The following is a 12777-nucleotide window of genomic DNA, read 5'->3' as shown; positions in this document are numbered from 1 at the left end:
TTAAAGTAAAAAAACACTGCGTCATCGTTGTGACAACGAACTTTATATGATTGCTAACTTACTGATTCAGCAATCATATAAAAAGCAACGAAATAATATCAAGCATTTCAGCGCTGGAGGCTTATTACGCATTCAAAATAAAAGAAAATTATAAGCTAAAAATAAAATAGCAACCTATACAAATAAAAATTTATTACTCTAAAACAACCAGATAGATTAAAACACTCTAATTTATGGCTGATAAAAATAATAATTTCGTGCCAATTAATAAATTTATGCCTACCATAAATAGGTAAAAAATACTTATCAATAGTAATTAACAGAGCACTATAAGATGACGCACACAATCCCATATCCCCCCTCCGTCAATTTGCGTACCCTGCCGCCGAAAAATAGAAAAGAGCCAGCAAGACACGATGGCCCTGGTATATCGCACTGCCGTAAACCAATGTTCGGAATTCGCAGACTACACAAATAAGGAGTATATTTATGTCCGGAAAGGCAACCTGCCCACTGAGCAACGCCCAGCAAGAAGTCTATCTCGCCATCGCCCAAGAAGGCAGCAACAAAAACTACCATCTATGCAACGTAATCGAATTCACAGGCCAGCTCCAACCGCGCTTATTAGAGCAGGCGGTTAACGCCGTTTGCAGGCAGACTGAAGCACTGTGCGCCACGTTTGAAACCGACCCCGCCTCAGGACAGTTTACGCAATACATCCAGCCCTTACCGGAAGCATCATTCTTTGAATGGCGCGATTTTTCGGCGTCTCCTGACCCCGAGCACGCTTACAGCGCGCTTCTCGAGCAGTTACTTGACCATGATATGGATCTTAGCCAAGCGCCACTGGCTCGCTATGTACTGATCAAACTGGCGGAAAATGTTTACCGCATGGTTGAACTAGGCACCCATCTGATTATCGACGGCTACGGCCACGGCCTTCTGTTTGGCTCTATCGCCGATTACTACGAACGGCTGCGGCGGGAAGAAAACGTGGCACCGCTCACAAACCCGCCGCTAAAAAGCATTGTTAAAGCGGAACAGGAATACCAGAAAAGTAACGCGTACACTAAGGACCAGGCCTATTGGCGCGAATACTGCCTAAAGATGCCGGACGCCACCCAATTGGTTCCAGGCGATGCGCTGCTCGCCAGACTAAACCGGTTGCGCAAAACTTTTTCCGGAAAAACATTGGATCGTTTGCGCACCATCGTGGCGCAGCGCCAGCTTCGACTATCCAGCGTGCTGTTGGCGCTTTGCTCCACCTACTTGCATAAAATGACCGGGCGGGAAGAACTGGTCGTAGGAATGCCAGTCGCCGCCCGCCAGCTCAAGGCGCTACGCAACACTCCGGCGATGGTAGCCAACATCCTGCCGTTGCAGATGTCCTTCACCACTGAATCCACCGTACTTTCGGTCGCCGAAAACGTTCAACACCAGCTACGCCGCCACCTGCTACACCAGAGCTACCGCTCTGAAACCATAATCCGCGACCTCTCCGCCGAACGCGGTCATAAACCACTATTCAACACACTGCTTAACATCGTGTCTTACAATCAAGGCATCAGCTTCAATGGCTGTGAGTTGACAACGAATAATCTCGCCTGCGGTCCTGCAAGACATTTGAACATTAATATCTTCGACCGCAATACGGATGGTCATCTGGAGATCTGTTTTGATGCCAACGCCGATCTGTATACACCCGAAGCGCTGACTCAGCACTACCAGCGGCTGATCCTATTGCTGGAACAGTTCGTGGAGGCGCCAGAAACGCTAGCGTCCGATTACAACCTGCTGCTGCCCGGCGAACGCGAACGCTTCTACCCGCTGCCGAAAATTGCCGCTCCGCAGCCGATATTTCCTGAGGCATTCTCAGCGGTCGTCCGCGACCACGGCCCCCAGATAGCGCTACTTCAGGGCGATCGCTCATCCAGCTATGCTCAATTGGATGACTACGCTACCCGTCTGGCTGGCCGGCTTCGAGCGCTCGGCGTTCGTCCCGGCGACGATGTGGCAGTCGTGACATCGCACAGTATCGAATGGGTTACGGCAGCGGTGGCATTATTTAAGCTGGGCGCCTGCTATGTGCCGATCGTTCCGGATCTTCCCCAGTCGCGAATCGAATATATTGTGGCCGACGCCGCCCCCGCACTGCTCATTACTACCACCGACAACGAGAGTGAAATATCCGTCCCCGAGGAAAAACGGTTACGCCTAACCGCGGAGATGCTGGAAAGCCTGCCGCCCGTCGATGGCCCGCTGGCGGACTTTGACTCCGCGACACCCGCCTATATGATCTATACCTCCGGTTCGACCGGCAAGCCAAAGGGCGTAGAGGTGACGCACCGCAATCTGGTTCCCATAGCGCGCACGGCCATTGAGGCAGCCGGGTTGCAGCCGGGAGAACGGGTACTACAGTTCATCGCCGCGGGCTTTGATATGTCCGTATTGGAAATCATGATGACGCTGCTGGCTGGCGCTACGCTGACGATCGCTGATAAGCTTTCCACCACGCCCGGCAAGCCGCTTGCCACGCTGGTGCGTCGTGAACATATCCGTATGCTGGTACTTACGCCCAGTCTGCTGGCCTGCCACCAAACGGAAGACTTCCCTCTGGGCACCGTACTGCTTCTCGGCGGTGAGCCCTGCCTTCCTGCGCTGCTAGCGCGTTTTTCTCACTGTCATCTACTGAACGTCTACGGTCCGACGGAAACATCATTCGCCACCGCGATCAATGCCCGCTACGGCGTGGAAGATCTCTCTATCGGCGCGGCCACCGCCAACACCCGGCTGTACGTGGTGGATAAACAGCAACGTCTGCTGCCGCCGGGCAGCTGGGGCGAACTGTTTATCGGCGGTCCTGGGGTAGCCAAAGGCTATCGTAATCGTCCGGATCAGACGGCCAAAGGTTTTGTGCCCGACCTACTGGATGCAGACACCACGATGTACCGTTCCGGAGATAACGTTTTCTTTGACCATTCCGGACGCATCTACTATCAGGGCCGTAAAGACAGTCAGATCAAACTACGCGGTCTGCGTATCGAGTTGGGTGAGATCAAGAACGCGCTGCTCGACTGCTGCGGCGTAGAAGACGCCGTGGCAATGCTGCATACCCTCGATCACGGCCCAGCCATCGTTGCCTACGCCGCCAACAGGGAGCTGGAGCTGGATAGTGACAGCCTCAAGCAGGCTCTCGGCCGCCAGTTACCTCAGCATATGGTTCCAAGCATCATCATGGTTGTACCGTCTTTCCCGCTGACGCCCAATGGTAAGTTGGCTATCGGCGAACTGCCACCACCCGTTTTGCAGAACGACAGCGAACGGATCCCACCCAGAACACCGGGAGAGGAAACCATGTGCCGATTGTTCGAATCGATACTCGGATGCGGGCCCGTATACGTCAATCAGAACTTTTTTGCGCTGGGAGGCCACTCACTGTTGGGTCTACAGTTGATCAATCGCATCAGAGAGACGTTCGGCGTCTCACTTGGTATTTCCGATTTCCTGACCGCCCCCACACCACGCCAGTTAGTACAACGCCTGAAACCCGCCGACTACTTCAGCGATCCGTTCGGCACGATTCTGCCTCTGCGTACGGAGGGCAACCGCCCTCCGCTGTTTTGCATTCATCCAGGCGGCGGTATCGCCTGGTCTTTCGCCGGTCTGTTATCCTACCTGCCAGAAGACCAACCGGTATATGCCATCCAGTCCCCCATACTGCGCGATCCACACCGCATCATCCATTCATTGGACGAACTGGCGGCGGAATACCTGCAACACATCCGCGCTATTCAGCCGCAAGGACCGTATCATCTGACCGGCTGGTCCGTGGGCGGTAATCTGGCGCTGCGGATGGCCACCATGCTACAGGCCGCAGGACAAAAGGTAGACTTCCTAAGCATGTTTGACAGTTATCCGCTGCAAAATGGCCTGAACTCGCTGAAGCTGGATAATGCCACCATCATCACCCGAATGACCCGCGCCATTGCTGGCGTATCACGTACCGATATGAAGGGGCTGAAACAGGTAATGGCGGGTGTGCTGGGCAACGGTAACGTCGGGGAGGACTTCCTGACCCGCTTGATAGACGATGCCAAACTGATGCTGAAGCTATTGACCCAGTGCCATTACACCCCCTATGACGGCGACATGATTTTCATCCGTGCCACTTCGGACGTTCTACGGTCGGAAGATCAGCAGCCGGAGTTCTGGCGGCCATACGTAACGGGTGAGTTTATCGAGTACAGCGTCAACGCGCCGCATGAGTGCATGCTGCAACGCCAATATCTGGAACAGTTTGGTAGACAATTTGCGCAAGAGCTACTGAAACGGCAGAGTTACATCAAACAGCGGAGCCACAGCGTTTTATAGCGCGAAAAAACTGAACGTCTGAACGATTCACGCTGTGTAAGCAAAAAGCAGGCCACCTTATTGGTGCCTTGCTTTTGCTTACAAAGTCCGTAGAGCGTGAGTAACGGATAGATCGTAAAGACGCTGTAAACACATCCCTGTGCGCTCGGCTTGCGCCATCCCTGGCGCAAACGCTTTACTCTTCTATTCCGTTACTCCCGTTTTCATTTAGGAAATAGGTTTGTCAACGCCCTGAGGCCACCTTATTGGTGGCCTCAGGACAGCCGAATAACCATCAATAATGGTTATTCGGCTTTATCTATAAATAATTAGGCATTCAGCATGAATTTCTCGATCGCGTAAGCGACGCCGTCTTCCATGTTAGATTTAGTGACGAACTGGCTGGCCTCTTTCACTTCATCAATGGCATTCCCCATCGCGACACCGATTCCCGCATAGCGAATCATCGCCAGATCGTTCTGCTGGTCGCCCAGCGTCATGACGCTTTCGCGTGGGATGTTGAGGTGCTCCGCCAGCATCTTCACGCCTTCACCTTTGTTGACGCGCTTATCCAGAATTTCCAGATAGTATTCGGCGCTCTTCATGATGGTGTAGCGTTCAAAGGCTTCCGGTGGCAGCTGGCTGATGGCGCGATCCAAGATCTCTGGCTCATCAATCATCATCACTTTCGGGAACGTCAGGCTGCGATCCATTTCCTCTACCGCACGATACTTTAACGGCATCCCGGTCAAGTGAGATTCGTGAACAGTGTAAGGACTGATGTCTTTGTTGGCGGTGTAGACGAAATTGAAGTCCAGCGCATGGAAATGGACGCCTAATTTGCAGGCCAGCGCTTCGAAATAGAGATAATCGTCGAAGCTTAGCGCGGTTTGCGCCACACAGTCACCGTTGACCGTACGCTGCACCAGTGCACCGTTGTTGGTGATGCAGTAACAACCTTCCTGCTGCAAATCCAGCTCCATCAGGTAGCGTTCGACACCGATGTAGGGGCGACCGGTTGCCAGCACGACCTGCACACCTTTCTCTCTGGCGGCAGCAATCGCGGCTTTTACCGCAGGTGAAATTTGATTTTGGGGCGTCAGTAACGTCCCGTCCATATCAATAGCGATCAGTTTTACAGACATAGTTTTTCCAGCATCAAGTTATCTGTTTTCATGCTAACGCGATTCAGCGATGAAGTCGTTAGTGAAATACGGCAGGGTGACAGGCGTATTACAGTACAAAACGAACCCTTTTCCTGAAGGCTACCTCTGCAAACGCGGAGCCATTTCGTGCGCCACAATGCCATCCTTCTCATGCTACTTTATAGCACGCGCCCGACATAGGGGGCTCAAGCGCCAGCCCCCTATGAACCCGGCTGCCCGCTACATTATGTCGCTACGCGATACCTTCGTCGGCATCAGGCTTAACGGACCGCTTGCGACACGCTCCCGACGTGGCGCAAGCTTGAGCCGCGTCCATGCGGCTCATCCTAAGCCTGTTATCTCCTCAGCATAATTTCTTACGCTGGGGATAACGGCAACCCCGCTTGCACACTACATTATTTATGTATAAGAGCTCATCTTGGGAAGAGATTAACACCAACAAGAAAAAGCCGTGCGGTTAAGCACGGCTCTGTCGTTAACGTTTCCTGCAATCACCGTTATAACTCGGCGCCGTTGCTGGAGATAACCTTCTTGTACCAGTCAAAGCTCTTTTTCTTCGAGCGCTTGAACGTGCCGGTGCCGTCGTCATGTTTATCCACGTAGATGAAACCGTAGCGTTTGCTGTACTGACCAGTGGTGAACGACACGCAGTCGATGCAGCCCCACGGGGTGTAGCCCATCAGTTCCACACCATCTTCCACGACAGCTTTCTTCATCTGATCGATATGCGCTTTAAGGTACTCGATGCGGTAATCGTCATTAATGCTGCCGTCGGCTTCTACTTTATCTACCGCGCCAAAGCCATTTTCGACGATGAACATTGGTTTCTGGTAACGCTCGTAGAAGCTGTTCAGGGTATAGCGCAGGCCAACCGGGTCGATCTGCCAGCCCCATTCCGACGCTTTCACATGCGGGTTTTTCACGCCGCCGTCAAAACCTGCGATCGCGTCTTCCGTTTTCCGACCTTTCGCCGCCAGTTGCACCGCGTTGCTCATGTAGTAGCTGAAGCCCAGATAATCCGTGCAACCCTCACGCAGCGTCTGTTCATCTTCAGGCTGCATATCAATCTGATAGCCTTTACGCGCCCACTCTTTCAGGATGTAAGATGGATAGTAACCGCGCAGTTGCACATCACCGAATAAGTGGCGTTCACGCATAGCTTCCTGTGCAAACATCACGTCATCCGGGTGGCATGACCACGGATAGAGCGGCACCAGCGCCAGCATGCAGCCAATTTTGAAATCCGGGTTAATCTCATGCCCCAGCTTCACCACTTTCGCACTGGCAACAAACTGGTGGTGCAGCGTTTGGTACATCGCCTGCTCCGGCTTGTCGTGATCGGTAAAAATCACACCGGAACAGCAATAGCCAAACAACGGATACTGCCAGTTACGCTGGTTATTGATCTCATTGAAGGTCATCCAGTATTTCACTTTGGACTGGTAACGCTTCATAACCACTTCGCTGTAGCGAACAAAGAAATCCACCACTTTGCGGTTCAACCAGCCACCATACTGCTTCACCAGATGATGCGGCATCTCAAAGTGAGACAGCGTAATCACTGGCTCAATGTTGTATTTCAGCAGCTCATCGAACAGGTCGTCATAGAATTGCAGACCCGCTTCATTCGGTTCCAGCTCATCGCCATTGGGGAAAATACGCGTCCAGGCAATCGAGGTACGGAAGCATTTGAAGCCCATTTCGGCGAACAGGGCGATATCTTGCTTATAGTGGGAATAGAACTCCACTGCCTGATGATTTGGGTAACTGACACCAGGCTGTACGCCATCGGTAATCACACGGTCAATGCCGTGAGCACCGCCGGACAGGACATCACAAATGCTGACGCCTTTGCCGCCTTGATCCCAACCACCTTCAACTTGATGCGCCGCTACCGCGCCGCCCCACAGAAAGTCTTTCGGTAATTGTTCAATAGACATCTCATTTCCTTCTCATTTCAAGTTTACATGTTGTTCATTTACAAACGGTTTCATTGATAGATTGTTTCAGGGAGGCGATTTCCCGATGCAGTTGAATCAGCTCCTCCACCAGCTCACGGCATAACATCGCGTTCATCAGGTGATCCTGCGCGTGAACCAGAATCAGGCTGACCGGGATTTTTCCGCAGCCTTCATCGGCACCGATCAAGGCCGTCTGAATTTGATGGGCTTTGCGCGCCGCCACCGAAGCCGCATTCAGCAGTTCTTCAGCCTTGTTCCAGTCGTATTTTCTGGCGGCGCTCAGTGCTTCCATTGAGCTTGATCGCGCTTCTCCCGCATAGATAATCAGTTCCATTACTGTTGTTTCATCAAGAATGGTTTCATCGAGCATCACTTAGTGCCTCCTCTGCTGTCCCCACTTCCTGTGCAATCAGCTGACGTTCATACATTTTGAAGAAGGGGTAATAGATTAAGGACGACACGATAATCAGTACCCCCACCAGCACCACCGCCCGCCAATCCCACCCTGTAGACCAGGCGGCACCAATCGGACCCGGCGTCGTCCAGGGCGCAAGAGAGATCACGCGGTGCACCAAATCAGTTTTTAACGCGATATAAGCAAGGGTAGCGTTCACCAACGGCGCGGTAATAAACGGGATAAACAACAGCGGGTTCATCACGATAGGTGAACCAAAAATCACCGGCTCGTTGATGTTGAACATGCTTGGCACCACAGCCAGCTTGCCGATGGAGCGCAAATGGGCAGAACGGCTGCGCAGATAAAGAAAGACCAACCCCATGGTCGCCCCCGATCCCCCGACCGTAATAAAGAACTGCCAGAAGGGTTCAATGAAAATTTTGGTAATCGGTGCGCCTGCGTTAAACGCTTCCTGATTGACGCCCAGATTGGTTAACCAAAACGCCTGTAAAATCCCTGTGACAATAACCGCACCGTGAATACCAGCAAACCACAGCAGGTGGCAGAGCAGCACCGCAATCAGAATGGCGGGGAGCGAGTCGGATGCTGAAATGATTGGCGCAAAGATTGCCATGATCGCCTGCGGTAATAGCATGCCGAACTGACTCTGCATAAACAGGCTAAGTGGGAATAACGTCAGGAAGATGGCAAGAATCGGGATCAGCAAATCGAAAGACTGGCGAATTTTCGGCGGCACCTGTTCCGGCAGACGGATACCAATATTGCGCTTCTGCAAAAAATGCATCAGCTCCGTCGAATAGATGGCCACGATAATCGCGGTAAAAATCCCCTCGCCGCCCAGAGACCCGACTGGCAGGCTTTTGTCGATTTGTGGCGCCGCCACGACCATAAATGACATCAGCGCCAGACTGGCCGCCATAAAACCGTTCATTTTATAGCTCTGTGCCAGGTTATAAGCGATGGCGCTAGTGATATACACCGCCATAATACCCATCGTCATATTGTAGGGCATCATGATTTGTTCGCCGTGGCGTTCCACCATTCCCAGCCACCACTGTGCGAAGGCCCATTCACTATTCGGGCTAAAAGGCGGATGGGCGAATAACATCATAAAAGAACCGACAATTAAAAAGGGCATTGATGCAATGAACCCATCTTTAATTGCCACAACATGTCGCTGGCTGGAGAGCTTTGCTGCAATTGGACTAATACGGTTTTCGATAACGCTGAATAATGACTCGCTTAATTTACTCATTATTCCTCCCGTTACACTAATTGATCATCGCCAGAGCATCCTTGAGGACTTTTTCCCCGTTCATCATGCCGTAATCAACCATATTAATGACTGCAATCGGCTTCTCTTTTGCGTCGGCTATCGCTTTGAACTCAGGCAATTTATACTTAATCTGCGGCCCCAACAGGCAGCAATCATACTCATCAATCAGTTCATTAAACTCTTCAAAACCAACGGCTTTTATCTCAACAGTGATCGCGTTTTTCTCGGCAACCTTTTCCATCCGCTGTACCAGCATGCTGGTAGACATTCCTGCTGCGCAACAGAGTAAAATCTTATTCATACTGCACCTCACCGTCTGTTTTTTTATTATTCAAGCAAGACATAAAATAATATGCAACCGGTTTCATATTGTTTTTCCTATTTTTTGAAGACGATCATAAATAGCGTAATCGGGGGGAATAGTTTTATCCCCACACTCGTTATTGATGATAAAAAAAGAGAAAATATCCCTATAATGACGGGATAAAACAGTGCAAAAGGAGAACGGGAAGGACGATGGTAACCATGCTCGATGTAGCGAAAAAAGCCGGTGTATCCAAGGCCACCGTATCACGCGTGCTGACAGGGAATAACTACGTCAGTAAAACCACGCGGGATCGGGTATTCAAGGCAATTGAAGAGATTGGCTACCGGCCCAACCTGCTGGCGCGCCAGCTCGCCACGAGCAAATCGCAAATTATTGGCTTGGTCGTGACCAACACGCTGTACAGCGGCCCCTACTTCAGCGAATTGCTGTTCCAAACGGCAACCATGACGGAAAAATACGGGCGGCAGCTCATCATGGCGGATGGCAAGCACAGCGCGGAAGAAGAGCGGGAAGCGATCCAGTTCCTGCTCGATTTACGCTGCGATGCCGTCATTATCTATCCGCGTTTTCTCTCCACGGATGAACTGGAAGAAATTATTGAACAGCACGATCAGCCGATCATGGTCGTGAACCGCACACTGCATCAGCACGGCGATAACGGTATCTGCGCCGATCACCAGCAGCACTGCCATGATGCCGTCAATTACCTGATTACACAGGGTCACCGCGATATCGCGTTTATCTGCGGATCGTCAAACTCCCCCACTGGCACAAGCCGATTGGCAGGCTATCGGCAGGCGCTGGAGGAAAACGGGGTTCCCTATAATGACAGGCTGGTTGCACAAGGTGACTGGACCCATGACAGTGGCTATAGCGCCGCAAACGCCCTGCTTCAAAGAGCGGTCACCTTCAGCGCACTGGTCGCCAGCAATGACGACATGGCGATTGGCGTAGCCAAAGCGCTGCGTGAACACGGCCTCGCGATTCCACAAGATATCTCGCTGCTGGGATTCGATGATTTACCGATGGCATCATGGTTCTACCCGCCCCTCACTACCGTACATGTGCCCGTCGCCGAGATGATCAGCTATACCCTTGAGAAACTACTGTGCCGGCTGGAGGGTGAAACCGTCGTGCCTGCACCTGCCTTCAAAGGCGAGTTGATTATCCGCGATTCCGTCAGCAAAGGCCCCGCCGCCTAATCCGAGCAGCAGGATGTAGCGCAAGAAGCTACCAGCACGGGCGAACAAGGGCACGTTATCAGCCAGGTGACGCAGGCCGTTCAGGAGATGGACCGCGTCACCCTACAGAACGCCGCACTCGTTGGAAACGGGCCTGTGTTTTACACCCAATGTGGACAGTAATCCTCGAACGAATGTGACGCAGGTTTCAGCTCTGGGCTGTTTTTCTCGTCAAAATTCCCGATCGTCAGCGCAATGGTCGGCTCATCATCAATCGCTCCCAGCGTGCTGCCGCAGTGCGGGCAAAAAGCCCGGCTGGAGTAATCAGACGAACGATAGCGCGCGGGCTCTCCGCCTTCCCCGATCCACTCAACTGCCGATCGGGGAAACTCAACCCACAGCAGCGTTATCGCACCAGAGTGCTTCTGACAAGAGATGCAGGAACAGGCATGCGGATTGCCGGGTTCGCCCGTTGCTCGGAACCGGATCTGACCACATAAACACCCACCCAAATACGATTTACTCGTCATGCCATTCTCTCCCTATTCTGCCGAAAAGGCGGGTATCAATATTCGCCATAGATGATATAAGTAATAGGCTAACCTTATGATCCATTTGCCAGGGAGTGACGCCCTGTTCCTGCGCCAGCTCTCACGATAATAAAATCTACAGACCTGTAAGCTGCAAAAACAACATGAAATTCATAAAACTACCGCTACTGGCACAAATCTCATCAGCACATCTGGTGAGTCATTTCCATATGATGGTGCTGCCCGCGCTCATTCCGCTGCTGTCAGCCCAGCGTGATATCAGCTTTGTCGAACTCGGGTTTGCGCTCAGCATATTCAACATTGTCTCCGCCTGTGTGCAGACACCGATAGGCTTTATGGTAGACCGCATCGGCGCACGCCGCACACTAACCGCGGGTTTAGCGCTCGGAAGCCTCTGTTTTCTCTCACTCGGCTTTTCAGACAGCTACGTCTGGTTGGTCGCCGCAATGGGGCTAGCGGGTGTGGCGAACGCGGTTTACCATCCGGCGGATTACGCCTTATTGTCTCGCGGGATTGATGAGAAACGCATGGGCCGTGCGTTCTCGGTGCATACGTTTTCCGGCTTTCTGGGCACAGCCATTGCGCCCGGTATTTTGCTGTCCGTTGCCGCCTTTTCCGGCATCAATAGCGCATTCATCGTTTCCGGCATCATCGGCTTACTGACAATCCCACTGCTCCTGACAGATCGTGATGAACCTAGCAAGGTGAAACCTGCGGCGGCAGCAAGCACACAACCGGGCAAACCGCGTGCATCTGTTTTCACACTGCCGATTCTGGCGCTGCTGATTTTGTTCCTGCTGCTGAATTTAAGTACGGGCTCGATCCAGAATTTCTCGGTGACGGCGTTAGTCACGGGCTACGATTTGTCGCTGTCACAGGCTAACGTGGCGCTTACCGCCTTTCTGTTCGCCAGCGCCTTTGGCGTATTGGCTGGCGGCTCACTGGCAGATAAAACTAAACGCCACGGTCTGGTAGCGACGGCGGCGCTGGCCGTCACCGCCGTGCTGGTCAGCATCGTTGCCATGTACTCTTTACCGACCATCGTTCTAGTGCCGTTGCTGGCTGCCGCGGGCTTCCTCTCCGGTATGATTGCCCCTTCTCGGGATATGCTGGTACGCGCCGCCTCTCCGCCGGGGGCTGAGGGACGAGTATTTGGGATTGTCTCCACCGGTTTCAACATTGGCGGTGCCGCAGGACCGGTGCTGTTCGGCTGGCTGCTGGATAATGGCTATCCTCACGCGATTTTCTGGTCTGCCGTCATCTTTATGCTGATCACCGCTTTCATCACGCTGCGACAGGAAATGCGCAGCGCCAAACGACGGGCATTAGCCTGATAAAACGTTTTTCAACGTTACGGCAAGCAAGGTGCTCACAATAAAAAAGCCAGTTCCGCAGGGCGCTGGCTCAGACCATTGACAGACCTATTTACTGAATGAAAACGGGAGTAACGGAATAGAAGAGTAAAGCGTTTGCGCCAGGGATGGCGCAAGCCGAGCGTACAAGGATGTATTCACAGCGTCTTTACGATCTATCCGTTACTCTCGCT

At 52.5% G+C, this 12777-nt stretch carries 9 protein-coding genes; 3 read left to right on the top strand and 6 right to left on the bottom strand.

The genetic code is table 11. The features are described 5' to 3' along the window. Positions 1-489 precede the first annotated feature (489 nt). Entirely contained in the window at positions 490-4371 is a 3882-nt protein-coding gene (locus KP22_RS20125) for a non-ribosomal peptide synthetase (protein ID WP_039326013.1), read from the top strand. Between the two features lie 308 nt (positions 4372-4679). Here the strand turns inward: KP22_RS20125 and yidA are convergent, their stop codons facing one another. The 5 genes from yidA to KP22_RS20100 form a co-directional block, all read right to left on the bottom strand. Further along, complete coding sequence (gene yidA / locus KP22_RS20120) at positions 4680-5495, bottom strand: sugar-phosphatase (protein WP_039308129.1); 816 nt, start codon at positions 5493-5495, stop codon at positions 4680-4682. Positions 5496-6013: 518 nt separating this feature from the next. Further along, positions 6014-7456, bottom strand: a complete 1443-nt coding sequence (locus KP22_RS20115) for a 6-phospho-beta-glucosidase (RefSeq protein WP_039308132.1) — start codon at positions 7454-7456, stop codon at positions 6014-6016. Positions 7457-7490: 34 nt separating this feature from the next. Next, positions 7491-7847, bottom strand: coding sequence for a PTS lactose/cellobiose transporter subunit IIA (locus KP22_RS20110; protein ID WP_039308136.1), 357 nt, complete (start codon positions 7845-7847; stop codon positions 7491-7493). Beyond that, the gene (locus tag KP22_RS20105; protein WP_039308139.1) at positions 7837-9150 is read right to left on the bottom strand and encodes a PTS sugar transporter subunit IIC; all 1314 of its coding nucleotides are present in this window, start codon (positions 9148-9150) and stop codon (positions 7837-7839) included. Before KP22_RS20105 ends, KP22_RS20110 begins: the two co-directional genes overlap by 11 nt. 16 nt (positions 9151-9166) lie before the next feature. Continuing rightward, the gene (locus KP22_RS20100; protein WP_039308142.1) at positions 9167-9472 is read right to left on the bottom strand and encodes a PTS sugar transporter subunit IIB; all 306 of its coding nucleotides are present in this window, start codon (positions 9470-9472) and stop codon (positions 9167-9169) included. Between the two features lie 215 nt (positions 9473-9687). Between KP22_RS20100 and KP22_RS20095 the strand changes: the two genes are divergently transcribed. Further along, entirely contained in the window at positions 9688-10701 is a 1014-nt protein-coding gene (locus tag KP22_RS20095; protein ID WP_039308145.1) for a LacI family DNA-binding transcriptional regulator, read from the top strand. A 140-nt stretch (positions 10702-10841) separates the two neighbouring features. On the opposite strand, the gene KP22_RS20090 is transcribed toward KP22_RS20095, so the two are convergent. Continuing rightward, entirely contained in the window at positions 10842-11210 is a 369-nt protein-coding gene (locus KP22_RS20090; protein WP_039308148.1) for a GFA family protein, read from the bottom strand. Between the two features lie 164 nt (positions 11211-11374). Here KP22_RS20090 and KP22_RS20085 point away from each other — a divergent pair, with 164 nt between their 5' ends. After that, on the top strand, positions 11375-12565 hold the full coding sequence (locus KP22_RS20085; RefSeq protein WP_039326010.1) for an MFS transporter: 1191 nt from the start codon (positions 11375-11377) through the stop codon (positions 12563-12565). Positions 12566-12777 lie beyond the last annotated feature (212 nt).

Origin of the sequence: Pectobacterium betavasculorum, assembly GCF_000749845.1 — a bacterium.
Lineage (GTDB): Bacteria > Pseudomonadota > Gammaproteobacteria > Enterobacterales > Enterobacteriaceae > Pectobacterium > Pectobacterium betavasculorum.
Note: the sequence above shows the minus strand (reverse complement) of the source record. Positions and strands in the feature narration are given on the sequence as shown.